Below are 25,783 nucleotides of genomic sequence, written 5' to 3' on the forward strand. Positions count from 1 at the left end.
GCCAGAAAGGTAATAAAGATATGTTGTTAAACGAAGCTATTATGGGCCGTCACAGCATCCGGTCTTTTCGTCCTGATCCTGTAGAAAAATCCTTACTGCTTACTCTGGCTGATGCGGCTCAGCAGGCGCCTTCAGCCAGCAATCTGCAGGCGTGGAGATTTCTGTTCATCACTGATCAGCAGCTCAAAGAAAAAGTTGATCTCTTTAGTCCTGGACTTTCAGGCAAGCCTCCGGTCATCCTTGTGATTTGTTCAGATATGCATAAAGCAGCCAGAAAGGGTGGTAAAAATTCAGAAGTATACGGTTGTCTGATGGATGCTTCCATGGCTGCTGAAAATCTTATGCTCAAAGCTGTTGAATTAGGGCTCGGGACATGTGCAATCAAATCCTATAATGATTCTGCGATACGTAAGATTCTGAACATCCCTGAACGATATCGTATTGAAATGCTCATGTCGATCGGATATCCCCAGGGTGAACCACGTTGCCCCAAACGTCCTCCGTTAGAAGAGATATGTTTTTTTGATCATATTACAGAATCAGAGAAGGAGAATCATGAATAATCCAGAATTTGAATTACTTGTCTATCTGATCACAAGTGCAAAAGCACTTCCGGAAGAACCTGCATGTTATGGTTCAATCAGACTGACAGAGGCTGCATCCAGACTTTGCAAGATTATCTGTGAAAAATATCCGGAAAATGATGCTTACCGTGCACTGCTTGGTTGTATTGACGCAGACAAAGGAAAGGCATTGACAGAACCGGAAGGTTTCGCCAAAATGTTGGAAAAAGCATCTGAGATGCTTGTGGACTGTCTTTAACAAAAGCTCCGGAAATTCCTGAAATAACAGGAATTTCCGGAGCTTTTTCTGAAAACAAAGCGGATATATGATTGTATATTCGACAGAATCATGGTAATATGTTTATATATCTACATAAATCACAAAATGGAAGGAGATTTATCATGAATCGAACCAGACAGATTTTAAAAAAATCAGCTGCAGCAGTCTTATGTGCATCCCTGATTCTCTCAGGAAGCAGTACAGCATTTGCAGCAGGTTCCTATCAGGAAACAGAAAAGGCTGCCCTTAACAAACTCACAGACGGTATTCCGGAAACCTGGGATACTTATCTCGAAAATTACAAGAAATCTGCCGCCGGAAGTAAAAGCAACATGACACTTAAAGTAGAGGATACCGGACGTGCTCTGATTGGTGCACTTATGGGTGGAACGGATGTTTCCTGGCTACAGAGCATCAGCCTAGACAGTAATATTTCCATCAAAGATGGTGTCGAAGCAATCGTGTCTTCTGTTCTTCTGAATGATAACAAACTTTGTGATTTTAACGTATATATGGATCTTGCAAATATGATGGAATATATTCAGATTCCGGAATTGTCAGATTCCTATATGAAAGCTCCTGTTTCTTCAGATTCTGAAGAAAATTCAGAAGAAGCGCAGCAGTTCCTGAACACTTATATGACAACACTTTCAGATCTTACTTCCGTGCTTCCGGATTCCAAAACACTTTCTACATTGCTGGATCGTTATGGAAACATTATAATTGACAGTTTTGAAGAAGGTTCTTCTGTAGAAGAAAGTGTATCTGTAGATGGCATCAGCGAAGAATGCACAGCATATGAAGGTATTATTTCTGAAAAATCAGCGTATACAATTGTCGAAAAAGTACTGACAACAGCCAAAGATGATGAAGAGATCAAGGCACTTTTTGACCAATGGTCAGATGATGCATCAAATGAGGAAAACCAGTACAAAGATTTCCAGAATTTAATCACAGATGCACTGGATGATATGAACAGAGATGACGAAGGATCCACTGAGAATGAAGCATTTTCCTCCAAAGTGTGGGTGAACGGAGATGGTAAGATCGTAGGTCGTCAGTTTGGTATAACGGATGGTACTGATACAACGCCTGTCTTTACCTGGAAAGCACCTTCTGAAGGAGAAGATTCTGCATTACTGCTTGAGCTTGCAGCGGATGATTCCTCTTTCACGTTTACAGGAAGTGGCAAAACAGCAGATGGTCTTCTGAATGGAGATTATATCCTTGCGGTAAACGGTACAGAAACTGTTGATATCAATGTAGAAAATCTGGAAACGAAACCTGCAAAAGCAGGATATTATAACGGAACCTTTAATATTTCCTTCCCTGCAGCAGAAACAGACAGCAGCGATTCAGAAGCAGGAGAAAGCACAGAAGATGATACAGATACCTCGGCAACAGATATGCTGGCTGGATTTGGTGCAGTTATTAAACTTACATCTGATGCGGATGCAGATACGTCTACATTGGATCTGACAGTGACAACATCTGGTGCAGCACTGGCAACATTGTCTATCACAGGTTCCTATGGTGAAGGTGTTGAAATTCCGGATTTTGCATCTCTTGATAAAACTTACGATGCAACAGATGATGAAGCTATGACCGAATATCTCACAGAAATAAACTGGGATACTTTCCTTGCTAATGTCAAGGCAGCAGGTGTTCCGGATGAGCTGGCTACTCAGCTTGAAGATGTATTAAAAGCAGCGGTTGAAAGCGCTTCACAGCCAGCAGAAGAGGAAAATGCGGATACTGAAACAGACACAGATACTACCGCAGAAGATGATGCAGCATAACATAACAGCTGATAGCAGAAGCGTGATAATTGAGTCTTAATTTAAAAAGAGGATATCCTCTCAGGCAGAAGCCTTGAGGATATCCTCTTTTTTTACTTTACACCTTCCATATTCTACATTACATAATAGAAACGCAGAAACAGTTGGAAGAATTCCAATCCAGGAAGCCTTCAGATCCAAGATCTGTGTTGCCAGGAAGGAAACGGCAACGCCCCCATAAAAACTGAGCAGTACTTTTCCAAAATAAATTCCTCTGTGAAGAGACTGTTCATCTTTGCTGCATAGATATTCTGTAAATCCTGTTACGCACTGACGAAGATTGTTGGTACAAAAAATACTGGAGCTTGCAAAACCATCTGCTCCTTTAAATGAACACCACTGAAAAGCTGTAGCAAAAAAGATTGGAAACAGAGCAACAAATGGATTCATTTCCGCCGGATAAAAACCAATGATCAGCAAAACAGCTCCATCTATCAGAATACTGAGTCTTTTTTGACTCATCTTTGAGATCTTATGAGAGAGGATCACAGTCAACGATACTGATGCAACATAAATTATCAACGCTATGATACGGAAAAACCACTCCTCATCTGCATGTCCTACGGCATCCATAGCCAACGAAACCATATTTCCAGTCTGTGCAGATCCAAGTATATCATGGCGATTTATAACACCATATCCAACCATAAACCCACCAATCAGAGTCATATTCAGATGCAGCCTTCTTTCCAGCGTTGCTTCATCCATGAAAATCATTCCTTTTCTTATTTTGTCATTTTTTATTATAATCTCGCTCATATATATTGTAAAATTGATATTTTGTCTATATAATATAAATTATGTTTATATTTATGTTTTTACATATGGAGGAAAATACATGACATATCAGGATATACACACGTTTCTTACCATAGCATCCAGTTCTTCTCTTTCCAAAGCAGCAGAAAGTCTTTTTGTATCACAGCCGGCATTAAGTCATCGTCTGTCAGCACTGGAAGAGGAGCTGGGGACAGAGCTGATCATACGTCGCAAAGGATCCCGTACACTGGAGCTTACCGATGCGGGCCAGCGTTTTGTCCCAATTGCCAGAAAATGGGAACAGCTGTGGATTGAAACCGGAAAGATTAAGTTCGAGCGGCCATCCACACAGCTTCGAATTGTAAATGTAGACAGCCTTAATTTTTATTTTATGCCACAGGTAATTGAGAATTTTCTGGAGAGTCATCCAAAATGTAGTCTGCATATCAACACCATGCAGTCAAATCTTTCTTATAAATCTATCGAAAATAAAGAAGCAGATCTTGGCCTGATCACCAATCCCCATTTCTTCAAAAAGGTTCAGACAATCCCACTTTTTGAAGAACAGCTTGTATTTGTGTGCCACAAAAGTGCTTCCTATCAGGATGGGATTCTCCCGTCTCAGTTAAACAGCACCGATGAGATCTATATTCCATGGAGCAATACTTTTCTTATGTGGCATGATTACTGGTTTGGAAATGATCCTGAAGTCAAAGTTATGCTGGATAATATGGCATTATTGCGTCAGCTGCTTGATCTGAAAGATGCTTGGGCAATCATGCCGGCAACTCTTGGACATAAATTAGCCGAAAACGAAAACTGCCGGATCGTTTCTCTTGAAAACGGTCCGGAGTATCGTACATGCTATGCAATTATGAATGACCAGCGAAATGCACATCCTCTGGTCACGGAATTTCTGCAGGAGCTTCTGAATACAGTAAGCAAAATTCCTGAAATCAGGCTTCTGGATCCTCAGTATCATCAGAATCTGTAAACGCATCTGAATTTTCATCATATTCTTCATCTGATTCTGTAGCTGTTTCAGAATCACTTACTGTACCGTCCTTGATCCAGGAACTTCTTTTCTGGATCTTTTGCATGATTCGAGTAGCTTCTTCGCCCTCAGCAGGAGTTGGCTGGTAGTTATTATAATCAGAATCAGATGAGATGGAACATGGAATGATATTGGTTACATTGTCATCTTTTACACCATTCTGATCAATCGTGAATGTCTGCTGGAAAATTATAGTGTCCATATCACTTGGATATGCATTTCCACCAAAGCAGAAATTTCCAAGGCTGTATACGATATTCTTACCTTTATATTCTTCGATTCCCTGCAGAACATGTGGATGATGGCCGCAGACAAGATCTGCCCCCTCATCAATTGCCAGATGTCCAAGTGTTTTCTGGTTTTCATCCGGAACTTCCTCTTTTTCATTTCCCCAGTGAAAGATAACAACGATCAGCTGTGCACCATCTTGTTTTACTTTGGCAATATTCTGTTTCAGCTGTTCTTCCCGGCCAAGATGATCATTCAGCTCATAGATTCCTACCAGCCCTACTTTGACACCCTTTACTTCTGTAACAGCAGTCTCATCATAGCCAAAATGAAGGATATTCGCTGTATCCAGAGCCTTCAATGTATCATTGAAACTTTCCTCACCATAGTCATGGCTGTGATTATTTGCTGTATTAACAGCTTCTACAGAGCCTGCTGTAAGTATATTTGCGTAGGAAGCGGGTGCCTTAAAGGCAAATTGCTTGTCTTCTCGTTCCGTAGATTCTGTAAGAGTTCCTTCAAAATTTGCAATTGTCAGGTCATCCTTAGAAAAAATACTTTTTACATTTGCCATAAAATAGTCCGCGCCATAATTTTCGTAATATGCATTCAGGCTGGTATCATAATCGAAGTATTCGTCAGTTCCCAATGTACAGTCGCCGACAACACTGAGTGTTAACGATACCGGATCCATCTTTGGTTCTGGTGTGACAGTGAGTGATCCTGTCTGACTGATGTTTTCTGCTTTACTGGAAGAAGCCGCTTTTGATTTTCGAGAACTGCATCCTTTTACTGCAAAACTTAAGATTAGAATAAGTAGTAATATGCCTGCACCAATTCCGATATATAAAATTCGCAATTGACGTTCACGATAGTATCTCGATTTCTTTACCATTTTTCTTTTACGTTTTTTTGAATGTCTGCCGGTCTGATTCATTATATACTCCCTTTCCTGTCTGGAATTATTTGCAAAATTCGACAAAAAATTCTATTTAAAAAGAGTATAAGAAGTTTGACAGATTCCGTCAATCATTTTAAGATAAAAGAATATAAAAAGATAAAAAAGAGAGTTACTGCGAACGGAGTGGACAGTAACGAAGGAGAAGTAATATGACTGTTTTATATATTGGAAACCACACTTCATCATCTAAGGGGTATGCAGCAATGGCAAGGCAGATTATAAAAAATGGAGGAAATACGTTTGCATTTTTCACAAGAAATCCCCGTGGAGGTAAAGCAAAAGCCATTGATGAAACAGATATTCAGAATTTTCTTGTACTTGCACAGGAAAATCATTTTGGAAAGATCGTTGCGCATGCACCATATACGTTAAATGCGTGCGCTGCAAAAGAAGAACTTCGAACTTTTGCGCGTGAAACATTTGCAGATGATCTTCGACGAATGGAATATACACCGGGAAATTATTATAATTTTCATCCGGGAAGTCATGTAGGTCAGGGCAGCGAAATTGGTATTCAGAAAATTGCTGAAATTCTTAACGATGTTCTTACCGAAGAACAGACAACCACTGTTTTACTGGAGACAATGTCCGGTAAAGGAACGGAAGTTGGAAGAAATTTTGAAGAACTTAGAAAAATATTGAATCTCGTAGAAAAGAAAAGCAAAATGGGAATTTGCCTGGATACCTGTCATGTCTGGGATGGAGGATATGATATTGTACATGATTTAGATGGCGTTTTAAATGATTTTGATCATATCATTGGTCTGGAGCGTTTAAAAGCCATTCATCTTAATGACAGTCTGAATGACTGCGGAAGCCACAAGGACCGCCATGCCAGAATAGGAGAGGGAAAAATTGGCATGGAGGCTCTTGTTCATATAATAAAACATCCGGCTTTGCGGGAAATCCCTTTTATCCTCGAAACCCCAAATGACGATTCTGGATGGACAGAAGAGATCCATGTTCTGAAAGAAGCTTTTTATAAATAGATTTCGTTTTTTAATTCCATTCCTGTCCGAAAAGCTTCTGCATTTTGCAAGGTTGTTTCTGCAATATTGGTCAGAGCTTCTTCGGTAAAAAATCCCTGATGTGATGTCAGCGCAACATTTGGAAAAGAGAGCAGCCGCTGTACAGTGGAAGTTTTTAAAATATATTTGGACATATCTTCATACACAAAATCAGATTCTTCTTCGTAAACATCAAGCCCTACTGCCCAGAATTTATGATCACGGATACCGGTGATCAGATCTTCTGTACAGATCAGTCCTCCGCGTGATGTATTTACGAGAATTACGCCATCCTTCATCCGGGAAATCGATTTTTTATTTATCATATGATGTGTTTCCGGTGTAAGAGGACAGTGCAGACTGATCAGATCACTGATTGCCAGCAGTCTGTCCAGAGAAACATATTCCAGTCCGGAGCTTTCGTTTGGATAAAGATCATAAGCAACGATTTTCATCCCAAATCCCTGACAGATTCGTGCCATTGCAAGACCAATCTTTCCGGTACCTACGATTCCGGCTGTTTTTCCATACAGATTAACTCCCATGAGCCCATTCAGTGAGAAGTTATTTTCTCTGCATTTGATATATGCTTTATGGGTATGACGATTTGCGGTAAGTACCAGCGCCATAGCGTGTTCGGCAACTGCCTCGGGGGAATATCCGGGAACACGAAGAACTTTTATGCCACATTCTGCAGTTTTGTTCAGGTCTACATTATTATATCCTGCACAGCGCATCAATATCAGTCGTATTCCCTGATGTCTCAGTTCTTCAATGACTTCTGCTCCGAGATCTGCATTTACAAACGCACAGATTCCATCGTATCCTGCGGCCAGAGATGCAGTTTCTTTATATAAGTTTGATTCAAGAAATGTAAATTCAATATCTGGATATTCTGGCTTTAACCTGTCGAAAAATATCTGATCATAATCTCTGGTTCCATAGAATAAAATTTTCATAAAGACCTCCTGTAAATTTCATCTGAATCTGCATATATAGCTCAGACTCTGTTTACTGATAGGGTGTCTCACCAGATAAAAACGTATACATTTATTCATAAAAAACCTGCCTTTTCCATTTTTATGTAAAGACAGGTTTTCTTATCTATATTTGTGATTGGATATTTATTTGTCTCCCAGGCTGTAAAGATCCTGATAAAAATTCGGATAAGAAATCTTTACACAGTCGCCATGCAAAATCTCCATCGGACCGTCACAAATCGTTCCTGCAACAGCAAAAGACATCGCTACTCTGTGATCCAAATGAGAATCAATGGTAGCTCCATGCAATGGTTTTCCTCCATGAATGATCATACCATCATCTGTTCCCGCTATATCAGCACCCATACGCTTCAGATTTTCAACCATAACTGTAATACGGTCAGATTCTTTAACTTTGAGTTCCTGTGCATCACGGATAACAGTTGTTCCATCAGCAAAAGCTGCCATAACCGCAATCATTGGAATTTCATCGATCAGTGTAGGAATAACAGCTCCCTCAACCGTGGTTCCCTTAAGGTTGCTGGTGCGAATCAGAAGATCGGCAGTCGGTTCACCTTCTGTACTCTGATTCAGAAGGGTGATGTCAGCGCCCATATCCATACACACCTTAAGCATTCCGGCTCTTGTTGGATTGATCCCGACATTTTTCAGCAGAATTTCGCTTCCTGGAGTCAGAAGTCCGGCTGCGATAAAATATGCTGCTGATGAAATGTCACCAGGTACTTTTACAGCTCTGCCTTCCAGTACAGGTTCCGGAAGAATAGAAGCAGTTGTTCCCTCGGATGTTACATTCGCACCAAAATAATTCAGCATGATCTCTGTATGGTTACGGGATAAAAACGGCTCTGTAACACTGGTTACCCCATCTGCATACATACCGGCAAGAAGGACGCAGGATTTGACCTGCGCAGAAGCCACCGGAGAATCATAATGAACTGCGTGAAGTTCCTTACCATGGATCAGAAGAGGAACACAGCCATTGCCTCTTTTGCTTGTGATATCGGCACCCATGGAAGCAAGCGGTGTCATGATACGTTTCATCGGACGAGTACGGATGGAGTCATCCCCATCAAGTTCTGAAATAAATTTCTGTCCCGCAAGGATACCTGAAATCAGGCGGGTGGTTGTTCCGCTGTTACCGACATCCAGCAGCGCCTCCGGAGAGGAAAGACCATGAAGTCCCTTTCCGTGAACCAGAATCTCAGACTTCCTGCGTTCTATTGAAATCCCCATTTTGCGAAAGCAGGAGATCGTAGAAAGGCAGTCTGCACCCTCAAGGAAATGAGAGATGCATGTAGTTCCCTTTGCAAGAGAGCCAAACATAACTGCTCTGTGTGAAATGGATTTATCTCCCGGTACTGTTAAAGTACCTCTTAAATTTGTCTGTTTTTTGATTTCCATATGACTACCTACCGTTCATATACTATGTAGTTGCGTTTTTTCAGAAGCGCACAGCCTTTTTCCAGTGCATTCTGCTCATAGAATTCTATTTTCAGAACACCTTGTTCGAATTCGCGGTTATGAATAATACCAATATTTTTGATACTGATTCCTTCCATTGCAAGAATTGTAGCAATCGTAGCGATTCCACCTGCCTCATCTACAATATCAATATAAAGCATATATGTTTTGTTGATCAGACCGGAAGATGAAGCGTCGATAGAATCTCGGTAATCTCTGGATCTGGCGAACATATCGTAAAGGTATGAAGCTTCCTGATTGTCGATAGAACAGCGAATCTGAATCAGCATGCGGATATACTCATCAAGTACTGATGAAATATTTTCATGATTTTCAATACAAATCTGTTCCCACATAACAGGTGAAGAGGAAGCGATTCTGGTAATATCACGAAAACCACCTGCTGCGATCGTCTTCATATATTCTGCTTCATTATCTAGCTTGTTTATCAGATTAACAAGAGAAGAAGCAATGATATGAGGCAGATGACTGACACCTGCGGTAATAAAATCATGTTCTTCAGCAGTCAGAACCATAGGGATAGATCCCAGTGAATCAATCAGTTCTGAGAATTCCGTAAGCTTTTCAAGCGGCACCTGACCACCCGGAGTCAGAATATAATATGCATTTTCAAGCAGATGATCTGAGGAATGCTCAAATCCGGACTGTTCAGATCCGGCCATCGGATGTCCGCCAATAAAACAGTGATCCATACCAAGTTCTTCAACAGCTTTATAGATTGGTCCTTTGACACTTCCTGCATCTGTGATGATACAGTCATCAGAAATTATATTTTTCAGATATTTCAGATATTCTATATTGTATTCTACCGGTGCACAGAGAAAGATATAATCGCAGGTATGGTATCGCTCATCCTTTTCTTCCAGTACAGCATCGATCGCATTACAGTTTAATGCAGCTGCCAGAGTTTCTTTATGTTTTGCATATGCCAGAATATGATAGTCTGGATGAAATTTGCGGATCGTTTTTGCGATAGATCCTCCGATCAGGCCAAGCCCGATAAAACCAATGGTTTTCATGATGTTTGATATCCTTTCCAAGTTAAACTATGCTTTTATTTTAAAAGAATATACTATAAATGTCAAATAGAGCCATAAAATCGGTAAATTCGTTAATAATTTACACAATTCGAACAAAAAATGTTGTTAAAATTATATAAAATACTTGAAAAGTGCGAGAAATTTTAGTAGAATATGAACATATTAGACATACAGGGAGGTATTACATATGGACGTTTATAGAACTGACCGAATTCGCAATGTGGTTCTTTTAGGACATGGGGGATCCGGAAAGACTACATTAGCAGAAGCAATGGCTTATCTGGCAGGAATGACTAACCGCCTTGGCAGAGTAGAAGATGGAAATACCGTCAGTGATTTTGATAAAGAAGAGATCAAAAGACATTTTTCTATTTCTACTACACTGATTCCGGTACCGTGGGATAAGGTAAAGATCAATGTACTTGATACACCGGGATATTTTGATTTTGTGGGTGAAGTAGAGGAAGCTGTCAGCGCAGCTGATGCAGCAATTATCGTTGTTTCAGGTAAAGCAGGTGTACAAGTAGGTACACAGAAAGCCTGGAATCTCTGCGAGAAATATAAACTGCCACGTATGTTCTTTGTAACAGACATGGATGTAGATGATGTCAGCTATCGAAAAGTCGTGGAAGAACTGACAGAGTTATATGGCAAAAAAATCGCACCACTCCATTTCCCAATCCGTGAAAATGGTAAATTCGTAGGATATGTCAATGTTGTCAAACAGGCCGGTCGTAAATATATTGATAAAGCAGGTAAAGAACCATGTGATATTCCAGAGTATCTGAATGAATATCTGGAAAAATATCATGATATCCTGATGGAATCTGTAGCAGAGACCAGCGAAGAGTTTATGGATCGTTATTTTGAGGGTGATGAGTTCTCTGTAACTGAAGTTTCCGCAGCACTTGCAACAAATGTACAGGATGCAAGTATTGTTCCGGTATGTATGGGATCTCCGATCAATCTTCGCGGTGTATCCAATCTTCTTGATGACATCTGTGGATATTTCCCAAGCCCGGACAAACGTTCCTGCAATGGTATCTCACAGAAGACTAACGAAATCTTTGAAGCAAATTATGACTTTGCGAAAACAAAATCCGCATATGTGTGGAAGACAATCGTAGATCCGTTCCTCGGCAAATATTCTCTGATCAAAGTTGCATCTGGTGTTATCAAATCAGATGATACACTTCTCAATGTAGAAAAAGGAGAAGAAGAACGACTCAATAAATTATATGTTCTGGAAGGTTCCAAACCTCTCGAAGTTCCGGAACTTCATGCAGGTGATATTGGCGCCATTGCAAAACTCGCAAGCGTACAGACAGGTGACAGCCTTGCAGCCAAGGCAAGTCCGGTCCTTTATCCGAAAGCTGTAATTTCTACCCCTTATACCTATAAGAGATACAAAGCGGTTAAGAAAGGTGATGAAGACAAAATTGCACAGGCACTTGCAAAAATGGCAAGTGAAGACAAGACACTCCGTGTTGTAAATGATTCTGCCAACAGACAGACTCTCCTTTATGGAATGGGAGATCAGCATCTTGATATTATTGTCAGCAAACTGAAAGAACGCTACAAAGTAGACATCGAACTTTCCAAACCAAAGGTTGCTTTCCGTGAAACTATCCGCAAGAATTCTGATGTGGAAGGTAAACATAAGAAACAGTCCGGTGGACACGGACAGTATGGTCACGTTAAGATGCGTTTTGAGCCATCCGGTGATCTGGAAACTCCATATGTATTTGAGCAGGTTGTTGTTGGTGGTGCTGTACCGAAGAACTACTTCCCGGCAGTTGAAAAAGGTCTGCAGGAATGCGTTCAGAAAGGACCTCTGGCTGCCTATCCTGTAGTTGGTGTCAAAGCTACACTTTACGATGGTTCTTATCATCCGGTAGACTCCTCTGAAATGGCATTTAAGATGGCAACGATACTTGCATTCAAAAAAGGATTTATGGATGCATCCCCGGTTCTTCTTGAGCCAATCGTATCCATGAAAGTTATTGTTCCGGATAAATATACCGGTGATGTAATGGGCGATCTTAATAAACGCCGCGGACGTGTCCTTGGAATGAATCCTGATCATGCGGGTAACACCATTATCGAAGCAGATGTTCCACAGCTTGAGATCTATGGCTACTCTACAACGCTCCGTTCTATGACAGGCGGAAGCGGAGACTTCTCTTATGAATTTGCACGCTATGAACAGGCTCCGAATGATATTCAGGCCAAAGAGATCGAAGCAAGAGCAAGCAAATTAGATACTACTGAATAATTTCTTTTTCTAATTCTGATAATAAGACACATAAAAAACCCTCACTTCAGATTAATGAAGTGAGGGTTTTTCTGAAAAAACAATTGTTCTAAATGATATTAACCAAACACCTCTTGAATATGTTATGGAATATCGTCTGAATACAGCAAAGCAGCTGTTGGACGACACCAAAATGTCCATTACAGATATCAGTTATCACTGTGGCTTTTCATCAAATGCATATTTTGGTAAGATTTTTCGCGAAAAATATGGCATGACACCGCTTCAGTACCGTAATAGAAATATTGACAAACAGAACGTATTGAATTAAAATTGTTTTTTAGATAACAATGTTGGAGGAACCATAGAAATGAAATACAATTTTAAAAAGATTGAGCCTAAGTGGCAGGCAAAGTGGGAAGAAAGCAAAGTCTTCGAAGCCAAGGACAACAGTGACAAACCGAAGTTCTATGGCCTGGTAGAGTTTCCATATCCAAGCGGTGCAGGTATGCATGTCGGACACATCAAAGCATACTCAAGCCTTGAGGTTATTTCCAGAAAACGTCGTATGGAAGGATATAATGTGCTTTTTCCGATCGGATTTGATGCATTCGGTCTTCCTACCGAGAACTATGCAGTAAAGACAGGAACACATCCACGTATCATCACAGATGAAAACATCAAGAAATTTTCCAACCAGTTAAAGAAAGTTGGCTTTTCTTTTGACTGGAACCGTGTGATCGATACAACAGATGAGGACTACTACAAATGGACACAGTGGATCTTCCTCAAAATGTTTGAGAAAGGTCTTGTATTCAGAGACAGAACTCTTGTAAATTACTGTCCACATTGTAAAGTTGTTCTTTCCAACGAAGACAGTCAGGGTGGTAAATGCGACATTTGTCACAGCGAAGTCGTGCAGAAATCCAAAGATGTATGGTATCTGAGAATCACTCAGTATGCGGATAAACTTCTTGAAGGTCTTAAGGATGTAGAATATCCGGATAATGTAAAACAGCAGCAGATCCACTGGATTGGTAAATCAAAAGGTGCATTTGTAAACTTTGATATTGACGGAATCGATGAAAAACTTGAAATCTATACAACCAGACCGGATACTCTGTTTGGTGTTACCTTCATGGTAATCGCTCCGGAACATCCGATCATCGACAAATACAAAGATAAAGTCACAAACATGGACGAGATTACTGCATACCGCAATGAGTGTGCCAAGAAAACAGAGTTCGAAAGAACTCAGCTTGTCAAAGACAAGACAGGTGTACGCATCCAGGGTCTGGAAGGCATCAATCCGGTTAATGGTAAAAAAATCCCGATCTACATTGCAGACTATGTAATGATGGGTTATGGTACTGGTGCGATCATGGCAGTACCGGCTCATGATCAGCGTGACTATGACTTCGCAAAGAAATTCGGCATTGACATCATCGAAGTCATCAAAGGTGGAGACATTTCCAAAGAAGCTTACACAGGTGACGGTGAAATGGTCAACTCCGAATTCCTGAATGGCTATACAAAGAAAAAAGATTCTATCGAGCGTATGCTGGAAGAACTTGAGAAGAAGGGTATTGGTAAAGCCGGTGTTCAGTACAAGATGAAAGACTGGGCATTCAACCGTCAGAGATACTGGGGCGAGCCGATTCCGCTGATTCACTGCCCTAATTGCGGTGTAGTCGCTGTTCCGGAAGAAGAGCTTCCGCTTCGTCTGCCGGATGTGAAAGACTTTGAACCAGGTGAGGACGGACAGTCACCACTTGCAAAGATTGATTCTTTTGTAAACTGCACTTGCCCGAAATGCGGTGCTGCAGCAAAACGTGAAACAGATACCATGCCTCAGTGGGCAGGGTCTTCCTGGTATTTCCTCCGATATACTGATCCGCACAACACACATGCACTGGCTGACATGGACAAACTGAAATACTGGATGCCGGTTGACTGGTATAATGGTGGTATGGAACATGTTACCAGACATATGATCTACTCCAGATTCTGGCATCACTTCCTGTATGATCTTGGCGTTGTAAATACTCCGGAACCATATGCAAAACGTTCTATCCAGGGACTGATTCTCGGACCGGATGGCGATAAAATGAGTAAATCCAAAGGAAATGTTGTGGATCCACTTGATATCGTAGAAGAATATGGTGCTGATACCCTTCGTACTTATGTACTGTTCATGGGTGATTATGGAGCTGCAACTCCTTGGAGTGACAGCTCCGTTAAAGGATGCAAGAAATTCCTTGATCGTGTGGCAGGCCTGACAGATATTCTTTCTGAAGAACCTGTTTCTGAAGAACTGGAAATGAAGATTCACCGCACTATCAAAAAAGTTTCTTCTGATATTGAAAACCTGAAATTCAATACTGCAATTGCCAGCCTGATGACTTTGATCAACGAAATTACCGCGGAAGGACATATCGGAAAAGAAGATTTAAGCATCTTTATCAAACTCTTAAGTCCATTTGCGCCACATCTCTGCGAAGAGATCTGGGAATTCCTTGGTGGAGAAGGTCTGCTTGCAGTTGCTCCGTGGCCGGTATATGATGAAGGTAAGACAGTTGCCAAGACTGTAGAAATCGGTGTACAGGTAAATGGTAAGGTAAGAGGAACTGTAGTTCTTCCTAATGGATGCGATAAGGAAAAAGCTTTCGAAATCGCAAAAGCAGATGAGAGAATTGCTTCCTTCCTTGAAGGAAAGAATCTGATCAAAGAAATCTATGTTCCAAACAAGATCGTTAATTTTGTTGCAAAATAAAAATTATATATACGCACAAGAAAAGCCCTCCAGTTAAAACTGGGGGGCTTCTTTAATGCCTGTGATGTCCGGAGCAGCCATGAGAGAGTAGTTTGTATAATAAACAACAAATCCCGGTTTTGCACCACCTGGCTTTTTGACGTGCTTTTTCTGAATATAATCAATTTCTACTTTTGGAGCAGTTCTGCCTTTGGAATAATAAGCCGCAAGCCGGCCTGCTTCTTCAAAGGTACGGTCTGGAATTTCACCGTCCGGTGTTTTTACAATAACATGGGAGCCTGCCATTTTTTTAGCATGGAACCACCAGTCATTACCTGTTGCCATCTTAAAAGTCAATTCATCATTCTGAAAATTGTTTTTTCCAACATAAATATCAAAGCCATCACTGGAAATGTAGTGGAACGGTTTCGATTTCGCCTGTGCTTTCTGACCTTTCTTGTTTGAATGGTGTTTTTTGATATATCCATATTCTGTCAGTTCTTCTTTGATCTGGCTCAGATCATTTTCTGCACGTGCGATGTCCAGAGCATTTGAGATAGATTCCAGATGCTCTATCTCAGCTTCTGTATCAGCGATCTGCTCGGTCAGAGCTTCTTCTGTTCGTTTCAATTTTCCGTAACGGTCAAAGTATTTCTTGGAATTTTCACCTGGTGTCATAGCTGGATCCAATGGAATCGTGATTTCTTCATTCGTATAATAATTCAGCGCTTTAAAGGATTTACAACCGTCTTCAAGGCCATATCCATATGTATTGATAAGCTCACCATATACTTTATATTTATCTTTTTTTGCAGTATCTTTCATTTGTTTCTGTTGAAGGATCAGTTTTTTGCGATTACGTTCCAGGGCTGTCTGTACGATTCTTCGAAGATCTGAAGACTTCTGGCGGATTCTGGTCAGAATTTCCTTGGATGCATAATAAGTCTCCAGCATTTCTGATACAGACTCAAATGTTTCACTGTGATAATCCGGTCCATACTGTGTAAGAGGAACTACTGCATATTCAACAGGTTCTTCACCGTGATAAATGATGTTCGGAGAAAAATTTCCCTCCTGTACCTGTTCAATCAGTCTTTTAAATGTATGATACAGATGTACAGAGGCATTTTCATCCAGGGACTGTGCGGCATCATTTCCATCAATCGAAGCACGATAACAGATTTCTTCGGCAATCAGCGGACTGATACCTGTCAGGGTTGTATAGATTGCTTTTGCAATATTACATGGCTTTTTGCATACAACATTTCGGAAATCTTTTTCTGCGATCGTCAGTGGGTCATATTTTTCCTGAGTCTGTGGCAGGAAATAATCCCTTCCCGGCAGAACTTCACGGATTGAACTCATATGTGAAGACACATGTTTGATACTGTCAAGAACCATCCGGTTTTCATCGCAGAAAATAATATTGCTGTATTTTCCCATCAGTTCGACAATAAGATATTTCTTACATGGATCGCCAAGTTCATTCAGATGTTCCAGCTCAAATTCTACAACACGCTCCAGGCCAGGCTGAGATATACTTCCAATTCGCGCACTGCTCAGATGCTTGCGAAGAAGCATACAAAAATTGGGTGCTGTCAGTGGACTTGGTTTATTTTTGCCGGTAAAATAAATAAGTGGAAGAGAGGGACTGGCGGATATAAATAAACGACATTGTCCATTCGCACCTTTTCCTGTAATCATCAATGCATCCGACTCTGGCTGCGCAATTTTATTAAAACGACCATTGTCAAGATTTTTATGTAATTCCTGTACCATTGCTGCAATGGTAATACCATCAAATGCCATTCTATTTCTCCTTTAATAAAATTTCTTTCATAAGAATCAGATGCTGTGAAAACCCTTTCCGATAATCTCGCTGGTATTGGATATCAGCATAAATGCGCTCGGCTGATTTTCTTTAATATAGTTACGAAGACGTACTGCCTGAGGCCGGCTGAGAACTGTAAATACAATATATTTGTCCTTTCCGGAAAAAGCCCCCTGTGCATGAACGACCGTTGCACTTCTGTTGAGTTCATGCACAAGAAAATTACAGATTGCTTCCGGTTCATCACAGACCACATTAAAATATTTGGACAGATTAAATCCTTCAATAAAGTTATCAATCATAAAGGAACGAATCGTCAGTCCTAGGAATGAGTAAAGACCGGTCTGGATATCAAAAACAAAGCATCCTGCAACTGTGATCAGTATATCCGTCACAAGAAGAGCTTTACCAATATCGAAACTGCTGTATCTTTTAAGAATCATTGCAATGATATCTGTTCCACCACTGGATGAACCAATATTAAACAAAATCGCAGATCCGAGTGCCGGAAGAGCTATTGCAAAGCAAAGTTCCAGCATAGTCTGGTCGGTCAATGGATGATCCATCGGACATACTCGTTCCAGGGTAGAAAGAGCAACTGACAAGAGGATACTGCAATACGCTGTTTTGGCAGCAAATTTTTTTCCCAGTACAATAAATCCCAATATAAGCAGCAGCATATTTACAATAAAAGAAAAGTCACTGGCCGAAATGGATGTTTTATCAGCAACCAGAACTGCAAGGCCTGTAATTCCGCCAAATGTAAAATTATTCGTAAACTTGAAAAAATATGTACCTACTGCCATGATCAGAGTACTGACGGTAAGCAGCAAAAAGTGTTTGATTTTTTCTTTCATAATATATATGATTCCCCCTTATATTTCATCCGAATCATTGTAACGCGGGCAGTATGGAAATGTCAACGTGGGTATTTGACTGTTTATAAAATATTTTATAGAAAAAACGAATTGACTAGATTTTTAGAATGCTCTATAATAAATCTGTATGTAAAAATAGAGACTTGCAAAGTGAGAGAGCTTATGATAAAAAGTATGACAGGCTTCGGCCACGCAGAAAAAGTAACCAGTCAGTGTAAGATTACGGTTGAACTGAAATCAGTCAATCACCGATATCTTGATCTGAACATCAAAATGCCACGGCGTTTCAATATGCTGGAAGGTCAGGTCAGAAATCTTTTAAAGCAATACATGCAGCGCGGCAAAGTAGACGTATTTATCACTTATGAAGACTATATTTCCAGTGATTATACTCTGAAATATAACAAAGATCTGGCTGCAGAATACCTCCGTTATCTGAATCAGATGGCCGAGGAATTTCATCTGGAAAATGATATTCGAGTAACAGCTTTATCCAGATATCCGGAAGTTCTGAGCATGGAAGAACAGTCTGTAGACGAGGAAGAACTGTGGAAATTGCTTTCAGATCCATTAAAAGAGGCTTGTACCAAATTCGTAGAAACACGTACCAGAGAGGGAAATCATCTGAAAGAAGATCTGCTTGCCAAGCTTGAAGGTCTTGATCAGAAAGTATCTCTGGTTGAAGAACGGTCCCCACAGGTGGTTCTGGCATATCGGGAGAAACTGGAACAGAAGGTACATGAACTCCTGGAAGATTCTCAGATTGATGATAATCGTATCGCAGCAGAAGTTATTTTGTTTTCAGACAAGATCTGTAATGATGAAGAAACCGTAAGACTGCACAGTCATATTCATGGCATGCAGAAGATTCTTCAGGAATCAGAAGGTGTTGGCCGCAAAATGGACTTTATGGCACAGGAAATGAACCGCGAAGCAAATACGATCCTTTCCAAGTCAAATGATCTGGAAGTTTCCAATATCGCGATCGATCTTAAGACAGAGATTGAAAAGATCCGTGAACAGATCCAGAATATAGAATAACGGAGGCAGAATACAGCTTTGGCAAAATTAATCAACATCGGCTTTGGAAACGTAGTTAATTCCCGCAAGATCGTTGCAGTTGTCAGTCCTGATGCAGCACCGGTAAAGAGAATGATCCAGAGCATCAAGGGAACCCGTTCTCTGATCGATGCAACACAGGGCCGTAAAACAAAAGCCGTTATTGTAACCTCTGATGATTATCTTGTTTTATCCGCACTTCAACCGGAAACGATTGCCCGGCGTTTTGCGGAAGCTAATAATTATGAAGAAAAGGAAGAGGAACATGAGTAAAGGTGTTTTAACAGTTGTTTCCGGCTTTTCAGGTGCCGGCAAAGGTACGGTAATGAAACGTCTTCTGGAAAAATATGAAAATTATGCGCTTTCAATTTCTGTAACAACGCGGAAACCTCGTGAAGGTGAAAGAGATGGTATTGAATATTTTTTTAGAACACGAGAAGAAGTAGAAGCTATGATTCAGGAAGATCAGCTTCTTGAACATGCTGAATACGTGGGTAATTATTACGGAACTCCTCGGTTTTATGTAGAAGATATGCTTTCTCAGGGGAAAAACGTAATCCTTGAAATAGAAATTCAAGGTGCAATGAAGATCAAAGAAAAAATTCCGGAAGCAGTTCTGGTATTTGTAACCCCACCTACGATTGAAGAACTTCGCAGCCGTCTGATAGGCCGTGGTACAGAAACGGCTGATGTGATTGCATCTCGTCTCAGACGTGCGGCAGAAGAATCGGAGGGAATGAATAATTATGATTACATTCTGATCAATGATCAGGTTGAAGACTGTGTCGATCAGCTTCATCAGATCATTTTGAGCGAACGCTGTCGAGCACAGCGCAACGAAGAACTTATCAACACGATCCAGGAAGAAGCCCGGATCTTTATGAAAGGAGATAAATAATATGATACATCCATCATATTCTGAACTTATTCAGGCAATCAACAACAATGTAGAGGAAGACGACAACACAATGATGCTGAACAGCCGTTACTCACTGGTTCTTGCAACCAGCAAAAGAGCAAGACAGCTGATTGCAGGCGCAGAACCGCTGGTACCTAACACTGCTGGTAAAAAACCTCTTTCTATAGCGATTGATGAGCTCTACAAGGGCGAAGTTAAGATCGTAGCTGCTTCAGAAGCGGAAGAAGATACAACAAAAACACAGACGGTTGCAGAAGAGACTGTTGAAAATATCGAAGAAACAACCGAAAATAACCAGTAAACCAGAGTAATCAGAAGACTTTATGTCTTCTGATTACGTCTATCAGGAGAATATATGAAAATATTATTTATATCACTGGGCTGCGATAAAAATCTTGCAGATTCCGAAGAAATGCTTGGACTGCTTACCGGAAATGGTCATGAAATCGTAGACTCTGAAGAAGAAGCAGATGCGATTGTCATCAATACATGCTGCTTTATTCATGATGCCAAAGAAGAAAGCGTTAATACGATTCTTGAAATGGCAGAATACAAAAAAACCGGGACATGCAAAATACTGATCGTAACTGGTTGCATGGCTCAGCGCTACAAAGAAGAAATCACGGAGGAAATTCCGGAAGTAGATGCTGTTCTTGGAACTACTTCTTATGGAGATATCGTCAAAGCATTAAATGAAGCAGAAGCCGGTCATGTTTTTCAGGAATTCAAAGATATTAATGCTCTCCCGGAAGATTCCGGTCGCAGAGTCATTACAACTGGTGGACATTTCGGATATCTTAAGATTGCTGAAGGCTGTGATAAGCATTGTACCTACTGTATCATTCCTTCGCTGAGAGGTAAATTCCGCAGTGTTCCTGAAGAGCGTCTTCTGAAGCAGGCCGAGTATATGGCTTCCCAGGGAGTCAGGGAATTGATTCTCGTTGCACAGGAAACAACCGTCTATGGTACTGATCTTTACGGCAAAAAAACTCTGCATATCCTTCTTAAGAAACTTTGCCAGATTAAAGGAATCCGTTGGATCCGTGTTCTTTACTGTTATCCGGAAGAAATTTATGATGAACTGATCCAGGTCATGAAAGAGGAAAAGAAGATCTGCCACTATCTTGACCTTCCAATCCAGCATGCAAGCGACCGTATTTTGAAACGTATGGGCCGCCGCACTTCCAAAGCACAACTTGTAGGAATCATTACCAAGCTGCGCAGAGAAATCCCGGATATCGTTCTCAGGACATCCCTTATCACAGGCTTTCCGGGCGAAACAGAAGAAGACCATCAGGAACTGATGGAATTTGTAGATGAAATGGAATTCGACCGTCTTGGAGTTTTCACGTATTCACCGGAAGAGGGAACACCTGCCGAAACAATGGAAGAACAGGTACCAGAAGAACTTAAAGAAGAACGCCGTGATGAGATCATGGAACTGCAGCAGGAAATTTCCCTGGAAAAAGGAAATGACCGTATCGGTCAGGAATTACTTGTTATGATCGAAGGAAAGGTTTCCGGCGAAAGTGCCTATATCGGACGTACCTACGGAGATGCTCCGAAGGTAGATGGATATATGTTTGTTCAAACAGGAGAACTGCTTGTTACAGGCGATTTTGCAAAAGTAAAAGTAACAGGCGCAATGGAATACGATTTGATAGGAGAGTTGGCTGATGAATACACCGAATAAACTTACAATTGCAAGAATGATCATTGTTCCTTTTCTTGTAATATTTCTTCTGACCGGATGGGGCGGAGAAGCCAATCGTTACATTTCTCTGACTCTGTTTGTGGTCGCAAGCGTTACAGACTGGTTTGACGGATATCTTGCCCGTAAAAACAATCTTGTTACAAACTTTGGTAAATTTATGGATCCTCTGGCGGATAAATTGCTTGTATGTTCTGCAATGATCTGTATGATCGATCTCAAACGTCTTCCTGCATGGTTCGTCATCATTATCATTGCCCGCGAATTTATTATCAGTGGTTTCCGCCTTATTGCTGCCGAAAATGGTATTGTAATTGCTGCAAACTACTGGGGAAAATTTAAAACAGCTTCCCAGATGATCATGATCATTTTGCTGATACTTCATTTTGATGGTATCTTTGTTATACTTGAACAGATTTTTATCTGGCTTTCCCTTGCATTGACCATCATTTCTCTGATCACCTACATCTGGCAGAACCGAACCGTTCTGTCCATGCAGGAATAATATACAGATAACGGAATTCCCCCGGACGTTATATATGATCGTTCGGGGGATATTTATTAGTGTATCATGCGCATCAGATTTACAATACGGTCAATTTTGGACGCTTCCTGTGGAGTTTTTCCTGCTTTCATCACTTCAAGGACCGCTGAAATTTCATTTTGTGAAAAATGCAGTCCATTCTTTTTTCCGGAAGCAGCAGCACTCATTAAATATGGCATCATGTCTGACACGCTTTTTCCATTGCCCTTTTCTGCAAGGTTCTGCAGCATATCTAATTTGGTTTTGTCAATTTCTTTCAGCTTCGGATCATTTTTCCAGTCATCATTCATCGCCATCTGATCACCTCCCCAGAAAACTGTTTATTCATTTATTGTCATCAACATCTCTAGCATTGCAAACATATTTACTGCTTGGTCCAGCTTTCTTCTGTTTTCTCCATAACTGAATTTTCGGATATCATTTAACAGTTCCATTGGGTTCATTGGCCTGGAACTGCAGATCTGCATATCGTTCTGTGGCCTGGAAAATAACTGAAGTGTGTTACACAGTTCCTGTGTTTTGGCGTATGCAGCCAGTATTCTCTGACCTGAAAAAGACAAATAGGGAATCAGTGCTTTCAGCATCTGAGAATTTTCATCGGTGACTAGCTGATCCAACATGGTCTGTGCAATGGTTTCCTGTTCCATACAGCCACTCCTTTCTAACGATTATATGCTTTTGCTAATTATTTTATGACAGTGCAATAAGATTTGACATACTATAAATTATCTCAACAAATAAAAGGATTTTCTGAATATGAAAAAAGAAAAACTTATTATAAATGGAAATGCATTTTATGAAATCGATCTCGAGTGTTTTGAAAAGAAGAAAAAAGACACGAAACATTTTCCTGACAAAAAAGCAGGCATACATTCTTCACAGCATACACAGAAAAGGCAGAGGAAATAACCTCTGCCTCCCAAAGATATCAGCAGCCACAACCGTTATTGCCACATCCACCACAGAGCAGGAGCAGTACGATAATGATCCAGCAGGAATCATTGCCATTGCTGCAGCCGCATCCGTTTCCATACCCATTGTTTCCGCACAGACACATCAGACAGATGATCCAGAGAATACAATTACAGGAGTTATCTCCAAAAAGACTGTTTCCATTGCCACAGCCACAGTTGTTATTACATCCGCATCTTTCATCACCGCATCCACAATTTGTAGCAGCTAAATCACTCATAGTAAATCCTCCAGGTTTTGTTTACACTTCATATTATGCAGTGAAAGCTTTATGCGTTACTTACAATTATCTGAGAAGAGAAACAATTTTTATTTCCACATAATTTTTGTTCGCATATATATGAAAATTCTGTTGAAAAGGGAATTGAAATGAGCTATAATTCGAATGTTAATATTGCTTATAAAAGCAAAAAGCAGGAAAAGGAGAGGATAGAATATGCCTGATAAGGGACTGTTTGACATACATTGTCACATTGTTCCTTCGGTTGATGACGGAGCTTCGAGCGCAGAAGAAGCATACAAAATGCTTCAGATGGAATACAGACAGGGTGTACGCAATATTATTGCAACTCCCCATTACAGGCTTCAGATGTTTGAAACTCCCATTGAAACAGTGGAGCACCAGTTTTTGGTATTAAAACAGCTGGCTAGAAAAGTTGCACCTGATCTTCACGTATATCTCGGATGCGAATTTCATTCTAATATGGAAATGGTAGAGATGCTTCGCAGCGGAGAAGTACACACAATGGCCGGTTCCCGTTATGTTCTTACAGAATTTTCGGGAAGCACAAAAGCAAGCTATATCCGAGAACGTTTATATTCATTGCTTTCTCATGGTTACAAACCAATTGTAGCACATATCGAACGTTATGAATGTATGCGAAAAGATATCGGATTTGTTGAAGAAATGGCAGATCTCGGTGCGCTTATGCAGGTGAATGCCGACAGTATCATTGGAAAAGACGGATTTGGTACCAGACGATACTGTAAAAAGCTTATGAAACAGGATCTGCTCAGTTTTGTTGGTTCTGACTGTCATGGAACCAAAGAACGGATATCACGAATTGGTGAAGCTTATGATTATGTTTCAAAAAAAGAAGGAGATTCTTATGCAAACCAGCTTTTCATAAGAAATCCACAAAAAATAATTGCGGATGCACAGCGTAGGAAGGGAAGATAAAATGGAACAGCAGAATTTACAAGACAATACCGATATTGAAATTGATGTGTTAGAATTATTCCATGTATTATTAAACAAGTTCTGGATCATTCTTCTGGCAGGAATCATTGCAGGACTTGCTTTTATTGGTGGAACAATTCTTTTTATTACGCCACAATATGAATCTACTACAAAAATGTACGTGTTAAGTAAGCAGGACAACAATACACTTACTCAGCAGGATATGCAGACAAGTTTGTCTCTGACAAAAGACTATGCAGAACTGATCAAAAGCCGTACAGTTACTGAAGGTGTGATCGCGCAGTTAAATCTTGATCTCACACATGAAGAACTTCTGAAAAAAATGACAGTAGATTCTGCAACAGATACTCGTATTCTTTCAATCACTGTAACAGATGCAGACCCTTATGAAGCATGCAAGATTGCCAATGCTATCAGAGATGTTGCTGCAAACCATATTAAAAATGTAATGGATATTGATGCCGTAAATGTTGTTGAAACAGCGAACATTCCGGATCAGCAGTCAAGTCCAAGTATCAGTAAAAATGGTATTATCGGTGTACTCCTTGGCGTACTCTTGTCTGTTGCGATCATCTTGATCGCATATATTTCCAACGATACTGTGAAGACACAGGAAGATGTCGAAAAATATCTTGGTCTCAGTGTTCTGGGTACGATCCCGTTAACTGAAACAGATCGTAAAAAGAAAAAGAAAAAACAGAAACAGAAAAGAGCCAGAGGGAGAAGATAATCATGAAAGAAGTTAATATTTATCGTCAGGAACTGGATTACAGTGCAAACGAATCCTATAAATCATTACGTACAAACCTTTTATTCTGTGGTGAAGACAAAAAAGTGATCGCAGTTACAAGCTGTACACCAAATGAAGGAAAAAGTACAGTCTCTCTGAATCTTGCTTTATCTCTGGCAGATTCAGGAAAAAAAGTTCTTTTTATTGATGCTGACCTTCGTAAATCTGTGCTTATGGGACGTACAGAAGTAGAAGGAGAGGAGATCAAGGGACTGTCACATCTTCTTTCCCATCAGGAAACGATTGAAAATGTTATTTGTGCTACAAATGTTCCACGTTTTCATATTATTTATGCAGGAACTGTTCCGCCGAACCCGGCAGAACTTCTCGGTAGCAAATATTTCAAACGATTTTTATCTGCGATCAGAAAAGTTTATGACTATGTGATCATTGATACACCGCCACTTGGAAGTGTTATTGACAGTGCAGTCATTGCAGATGAATGTGACGGATCCATTATAGTCATGGAATCCGGTGTGATCAGTTATCGTTTCGCTCAGGATGTAAAAGGCCAGCTTGAAAAATGTAACTGCCCAATACTTGGTGTAATATTAAATAAGGTTGACATGAGCAAGCAGGGGTATTATGGTAAGTATTATGGTAAGTATTATGGCAAGTACGGTGACAAGAAAACCGAAAAGAAATAAGGAGCATTGATA

28 protein-coding genes are annotated in these 25,783 nt (G+C 40.4%); 18 read left to right on the plus strand and 10 right to left on the minus strand.

Translation table 11 applies throughout. From position 1 onward, the window contains the following. Positions 1-20: 20 nt before the first annotated feature. The 3 genes from LI112_RS03320 to LI112_RS03330 all read left to right on the plus strand — a co-directional run bounded on the left by LI112_RS03320 (position 21) and on the right by LI112_RS03330 (position 2,642). Positions 21-563 (plus strand): nitroreductase family protein, encoded by a 543-nt coding sequence (locus tag LI112_RS03320; RefSeq protein ID WP_022388787.1) that lies wholly within the window; start codon positions 21-23, stop codon positions 561-563. After that, positions 556-822 carry a DUF6092 family protein gene (locus tag LI112_RS03325; RefSeq protein WP_005424475.1) on the plus strand — a complete coding sequence of 89 codons (267 nt, stop codon included), beginning with the start codon at positions 556-558 and terminating at the stop codon, positions 820-822. Before LI112_RS03320 ends, LI112_RS03325 begins: the two co-directional genes overlap by 8 nt. A 143-nt stretch (positions 823-965) precedes the next feature. Beyond that, on the plus strand, positions 966-2,642 hold the full coding sequence (locus tag LI112_RS03330; RefSeq protein WP_227190231.1) for a hypothetical protein: 1,677 nt from the start codon (positions 966-968) through the stop codon (positions 2,640-2,642). Positions 2,643-2,702: 60 nt separating this feature from the next. Here LI112_RS03330 and LI112_RS03335 read toward each other — a convergent pair whose 3' ends face one another. Next, the gene (locus LI112_RS03335; RefSeq protein ID WP_227190232.1) at positions 2,703-3,389 is read right to left on the minus strand and encodes a YoaK family protein; all 687 of its coding nucleotides are present in this window, start codon (positions 3,387-3,389) and stop codon (positions 2,703-2,705) included. Between the two features lie 130 nt (positions 3,390-3,519). Here LI112_RS03335 and LI112_RS03340 point away from each other — a divergent pair, with 130 nt between their 5' ends. After that, complete coding sequence (locus tag LI112_RS03340; RefSeq protein WP_005424478.1) at positions 3,520-4,434, plus strand: LysR family transcriptional regulator; 915 nt, start codon at positions 3,520-3,522, stop codon at positions 4,432-4,434. Here LI112_RS03340 and LI112_RS03345 read toward each other — a convergent pair. After that, positions 4,397-5,659: a CapA family protein gene (locus tag LI112_RS03345; RefSeq protein ID WP_005424479.1), complete on the minus strand. Its 1,263-nt coding sequence runs from the start codon at positions 5,657-5,659 to the stop codon at positions 4,397-4,399. The two genes, LI112_RS03340 and LI112_RS03345, sit on opposite strands and share 38 nt — an antisense overlap. A gap of 173 nt (positions 5,660-5,832) precedes the next feature. Here LI112_RS03345 and LI112_RS03350 point away from each other — a divergent pair, with 173 nt between their 5' ends. Next, complete coding sequence (locus tag LI112_RS03350; protein ID WP_117638543.1) at positions 5,833-6,672, plus strand: deoxyribonuclease IV; 840 nt, start codon at positions 5,833-5,835, stop codon at positions 6,670-6,672. Here LI112_RS03350 and LI112_RS03355 read toward each other — a convergent pair. The 3 genes from LI112_RS03355 to LI112_RS03365 all read right to left on the minus strand — a co-directional run bounded on the left by LI112_RS03355 (position 6,663) and on the right by LI112_RS03365 (position 10,192). Beyond that, on the minus strand, positions 6,663-7,649 hold the full coding sequence (locus LI112_RS03355) for a 2-hydroxyacid dehydrogenase (protein ID WP_227190233.1): 987 nt from the start codon (positions 7,647-7,649) through the stop codon (positions 6,663-6,665). The two genes, LI112_RS03350 and LI112_RS03355, sit on opposite strands and share 10 nt — an antisense overlap. 165 nt (positions 7,650-7,814) lie before the next feature. Then, on the minus strand, positions 7,815-9,092 hold the full coding sequence (gene aroA / locus LI112_RS03360) for a 3-phosphoshikimate 1-carboxyvinyltransferase (protein ID WP_173903885.1): 1,278 nt from the start codon (positions 9,090-9,092) through the stop codon (positions 7,815-7,817). Positions 9,093-9,100: 8 nt separating this feature from the next. Beyond that, positions 9,101-10,192, minus strand: a complete 1,092-nt coding sequence (locus LI112_RS03365; protein ID WP_227190234.1) for a prephenate dehydrogenase — start codon at positions 10,190-10,192, stop codon at positions 9,101-9,103. A gap of 208 nt (positions 10,193-10,400) precedes the next feature. Here LI112_RS03365 and LI112_RS03370 point away from each other — a divergent pair, with 208 nt between their 5' ends. The 3 genes from LI112_RS03370 (at position 10,401) to leuS (ending at position 15,240) form a co-directional block, all read left to right on the plus strand. Next, entirely contained in the window at positions 10,401-12,488 is a 2,088-nt protein-coding gene (locus LI112_RS03370) for a translation factor GTPase family protein (RefSeq protein ID WP_005424485.1), read from the plus strand. A gap of 97 nt (positions 12,489-12,585) precedes the next feature. Further along, positions 12,586-12,798: a helix-turn-helix transcriptional regulator gene (locus LI112_RS03375; protein ID WP_227190266.1), complete on the plus strand. Its 213-nt coding sequence runs from the start codon at positions 12,586-12,588 to the stop codon at positions 12,796-12,798. Positions 12,799-12,837: 39 nt separating this feature from the next. After that, complete coding sequence (gene leuS, locus LI112_RS03380) at positions 12,838-15,240, plus strand: leucine--tRNA ligase (protein ID WP_117638538.1); 2,403 nt, start codon at positions 12,838-12,840, stop codon at positions 15,238-15,240. Between the two features lie 33 nt (positions 15,241-15,273). Here leuS and LI112_RS03385 read toward each other — a convergent pair whose 3' ends face one another. Next, positions 15,274-17,028, minus strand: a complete 1,755-nt coding sequence (locus LI112_RS03385; protein WP_173903884.1) for an NFACT family protein — start codon at positions 17,026-17,028, stop codon at positions 15,274-15,276. A gap of 36 nt (positions 17,029-17,064) precedes the next feature. Then, positions 17,065-17,907 carry a YitT family protein gene (locus LI112_RS03390; protein ID WP_173903883.1) on the minus strand — a complete coding sequence of 281 codons (843 nt, stop codon included), beginning with the start codon at positions 17,905-17,907 and terminating at the stop codon, positions 17,065-17,067. 183 nt (positions 17,908-18,090) lie between these two features. Here LI112_RS03390 and LI112_RS03395 point away from each other — a divergent pair, with 183 nt between their 5' ends. From LI112_RS03395 to pgsA, 6 genes are read left to right on the plus strand one after another with little or no spacing between them, the layout of a single operon-like run. Further along, positions 18,091-18,969, plus strand: a complete 879-nt coding sequence (locus tag LI112_RS03395) for a YicC/YloC family endoribonuclease (RefSeq protein WP_055055238.1) — start codon at positions 18,091-18,093, stop codon at positions 18,967-18,969. 18 nt (positions 18,970-18,987) lie between these two features. Beyond that, the gene (locus tag LI112_RS03400) at positions 18,988-19,260 is read left to right on the plus strand and encodes an extracellular matrix/biofilm biosynthesis regulator RemA family protein (RefSeq protein ID WP_022388800.1); all 273 of its coding nucleotides are present in this window, start codon (positions 18,988-18,990) and stop codon (positions 19,258-19,260) included. After that, positions 19,253-19,885 (plus strand): guanylate kinase, encoded by a 633-nt coding sequence (gmk, locus tag LI112_RS03405; RefSeq protein ID WP_005424494.1) that lies wholly within the window; start codon positions 19,253-19,255, stop codon positions 19,883-19,885. The genes LI112_RS03400 and gmk overlap by 8 nt, the downstream gene beginning before the upstream one ends. Before the next feature lies 1 nt (position 19,886). Then, positions 19,887-20,207, plus strand: coding sequence for a DNA-directed RNA polymerase subunit omega (rpoZ, locus tag LI112_RS03410; protein ID WP_005424495.1), 321 nt, complete (start codon positions 19,887-19,889; stop codon positions 20,205-20,207). Between the two features lie 54 nt (positions 20,208-20,261). Continuing rightward, positions 20,262-21,599: a 30S ribosomal protein S12 methylthiotransferase RimO gene (gene rimO / locus LI112_RS03415; protein WP_227190236.1), complete on the plus strand. Its 1,338-nt coding sequence runs from the start codon at positions 20,262-20,264 to the stop codon at positions 21,597-21,599. After that, positions 21,583-22,122 (plus strand): CDP-diacylglycerol--glycerol-3-phosphate 3-phosphatidyltransferase, encoded by a 540-nt coding sequence (pgsA, locus tag LI112_RS03420; RefSeq protein WP_005424497.1) that lies wholly within the window; start codon positions 21,583-21,585, stop codon positions 22,120-22,122. The genes rimO and pgsA overlap by 17 nt, the downstream gene beginning before the upstream one ends. Positions 22,123-22,178: 56 nt before the next feature. On the opposite strand, the gene LI112_RS03425 is transcribed toward pgsA, so the two are convergent. Together LI112_RS03425 and LI112_RS03430 are read right to left on the minus strand one after the other, a co-directional pair. Then, the gene (locus LI112_RS03425) at positions 22,179-22,457 is read right to left on the minus strand and encodes a hypothetical protein (RefSeq protein WP_005424498.1); all 279 of its coding nucleotides are present in this window, start codon (positions 22,455-22,457) and stop codon (positions 22,179-22,181) included. A 24-nt stretch (positions 22,458-22,481) separates the two neighbouring features. Beyond that, entirely contained in the window at positions 22,482-22,808 is a 327-nt protein-coding gene (locus tag LI112_RS03430; RefSeq protein WP_005424499.1) for a hypothetical protein, read from the minus strand. 109 nt (positions 22,809-22,917) lie between these two features. Between LI112_RS03430 and LI112_RS03435 the strand changes: the two genes are divergently transcribed. Beyond that, positions 22,918-23,070 (plus strand): hypothetical protein, encoded by a 153-nt coding sequence (locus tag LI112_RS03435; RefSeq protein WP_005424501.1) that lies wholly within the window; start codon positions 22,918-22,920, stop codon positions 23,068-23,070. A 19-nt stretch (positions 23,071-23,089) separates the two neighbouring features. On the opposite strand, the gene LI112_RS03440 is transcribed toward LI112_RS03435, so the two are convergent. After that, entirely contained in the window at positions 23,090-23,353 is a 264-nt protein-coding gene (locus tag LI112_RS03440) for a hypothetical protein (protein ID WP_005424503.1), read from the minus strand. Positions 23,354-23,569: 216 nt separating this feature from the next. Here LI112_RS03440 and LI112_RS03445 point away from each other — a divergent pair, with 216 nt between their 5' ends. Genes LI112_RS03445 through LI112_RS03455 form a run of 3 tightly spaced genes read left to right on the plus strand, consistent with a single transcriptional unit; the run spans position 23,570 to position 25,771 of the window. After that, the gene (locus LI112_RS03445) at positions 23,570-24,313 is read left to right on the plus strand and encodes a CpsB/CapC family capsule biosynthesis tyrosine phosphatase (RefSeq protein ID WP_005424504.1); all 744 of its coding nucleotides are present in this window, start codon (positions 23,570-23,572) and stop codon (positions 24,311-24,313) included. Position 24,314: 1 nt separating this feature from the next. After that, positions 24,315-25,064, plus strand: a complete 750-nt coding sequence (locus LI112_RS03450; protein ID WP_044925546.1) for a YveK family protein — start codon at positions 24,315-24,317, stop codon at positions 25,062-25,064. A 2-nt stretch (positions 25,065-25,066) separates the two neighbouring features. Then, complete coding sequence (locus tag LI112_RS03455; protein ID WP_173908052.1) at positions 25,067-25,771, plus strand: polysaccharide biosynthesis tyrosine autokinase; 705 nt, start codon at positions 25,067-25,069, stop codon at positions 25,769-25,771. The last annotated feature ends 12 nt before the right edge of the window (positions 25,772-25,783 follow it).

The organism is Blautia sp. 210820-DFI.6.14, from assembly GCF_020558815.1.
Lineage (GTDB): Bacteria > Bacillota > Clostridia > Lachnospirales > Lachnospiraceae > Blautia_A > Blautia_A obeum.

What these genes read in the sequence shown, in the direction of transcription:
- LI112_RS03320 (WP_022388787.1), top strand. Translation starts at nt 21, where the DNA reads ATGTTGTTAAACGAAGCTATTATGGGCCGTCACAGCATCCGGTCTTTT.
- LI112_RS03325 (WP_005424475.1), top strand. Translation starts at nt 556, where the DNA reads ATGAATAATCCAGAATTTGAATTACTTGTCTATCTGATCACAAGTGCA.
- LI112_RS03330 (WP_227190231.1), top strand. Translation starts at nt 966, where the DNA reads ATGAATCGAACCAGACAGATTTTAAAAAAATCAGCTGCAGCAGTCTTA.
- LI112_RS03335 (WP_227190232.1), bottom strand. Translation starts at nt 3,389, where the DNA reads ATGGATGAAGCAACGCTGGAAAGAAGGCTGCATCTGAATATGACTCTG.
- LI112_RS03340 (WP_005424478.1), top strand. Translation starts at nt 3,520, where the DNA reads ATGACATATCAGGATATACACACGTTTCTTACCATAGCATCCAGTTCT.
- LI112_RS03345 (WP_005424479.1), bottom strand. Translation starts at nt 5,659, where the DNA reads ATGAATCAGACCGGCAGACATTCAAAAAAACGTAAAAGAAAAATGGTA.
- LI112_RS03350 (WP_117638543.1), top strand. Translation starts at nt 5,833, where the DNA reads ATGACTGTTTTATATATTGGAAACCACACTTCATCATCTAAGGGGTAT.
- LI112_RS03355 (WP_227190233.1), bottom strand. Translation starts at nt 7,649, where the DNA reads ATGAAAATTTTATTCTATGGAACCAGAGATTATGATCAGATATTTTTC.
- aroA (WP_173903885.1), bottom strand. Translation starts at nt 9,092, where the DNA reads ATGGAAATCAAAAAACAGACAAATTTAAGAGGTACTTTAACAGTACCG.
- LI112_RS03365 (WP_227190234.1), bottom strand. Translation starts at nt 10,192, where the DNA reads ATGAAAACCATTGGTTTTATCGGGCTTGGCCTGATCGGAGGATCTATC.
- LI112_RS03370 (WP_005424485.1), top strand. Translation starts at nt 10,401, where the DNA reads ATGGACGTTTATAGAACTGACCGAATTCGCAATGTGGTTCTTTTAGGA.
- leuS (WP_117638538.1), top strand. Translation starts at nt 12,838, where the DNA reads ATGAAATACAATTTTAAAAAGATTGAGCCTAAGTGGCAGGCAAAGTGG.
- LI112_RS03385 (WP_173903884.1), bottom strand. Translation starts at nt 17,028, where the DNA reads ATGGCATTTGATGGTATTACCATTGCAGCAATGGTACAGGAATTACAT.
- LI112_RS03390 (WP_173903883.1), bottom strand. Translation starts at nt 17,907, where the DNA reads ATGAAAGAAAAAATCAAACACTTTTTGCTGCTTACCGTCAGTACTCTG.
- LI112_RS03395 (WP_055055238.1), top strand. Translation starts at nt 18,091, where the DNA reads ATGATAAAAAGTATGACAGGCTTCGGCCACGCAGAAAAAGTAACCAGT.
- gmk (WP_005424494.1), top strand. Translation starts at nt 19,253, where the DNA reads ATGAGTAAAGGTGTTTTAACAGTTGTTTCCGGCTTTTCAGGTGCCGGC.
- rpoZ (WP_005424495.1), top strand. Translation starts at nt 19,887, where the DNA reads ATGATACATCCATCATATTCTGAACTTATTCAGGCAATCAACAACAAT.
- rimO (WP_227190236.1), top strand. Translation starts at nt 20,262, where the DNA reads ATGAAAATATTATTTATATCACTGGGCTGCGATAAAAATCTTGCAGAT.
- pgsA (WP_005424497.1), top strand. Translation starts at nt 21,583, where the DNA reads ATGAATACACCGAATAAACTTACAATTGCAAGAATGATCATTGTTCCT.
- LI112_RS03425 (WP_005424498.1), bottom strand. Translation starts at nt 22,457, where the DNA reads ATGGCGATGAATGATGACTGGAAAAATGATCCGAAGCTGAAAGAAATT.
- LI112_RS03430 (WP_005424499.1), bottom strand. Translation starts at nt 22,808, where the DNA reads ATGGAACAGGAAACCATTGCACAGACCATGTTGGATCAGCTAGTCACC.
- LI112_RS03435 (WP_005424501.1), top strand. Translation starts at nt 22,918, where the DNA reads ATGAAAAAAGAAAAACTTATTATAAATGGAAATGCATTTTATGAAATC.
- LI112_RS03440 (WP_005424503.1), bottom strand. Translation starts at nt 23,353, where the DNA reads ATGAGTGATTTAGCTGCTACAAATTGTGGATGCGGTGATGAAAGATGC.
- LI112_RS03445 (WP_005424504.1), top strand. Translation starts at nt 23,570, where the DNA reads ATGCCTGATAAGGGACTGTTTGACATACATTGTCACATTGTTCCTTCG.
- LI112_RS03450 (WP_044925546.1), top strand. Translation starts at nt 24,315, where the DNA reads ATGGAACAGCAGAATTTACAAGACAATACCGATATTGAAATTGATGTG.
- LI112_RS03455 (WP_173908052.1), top strand. Translation starts at nt 25,067, where the DNA reads ATGAAAGAAGTTAATATTTATCGTCAGGAACTGGATTACAGTGCAAAC.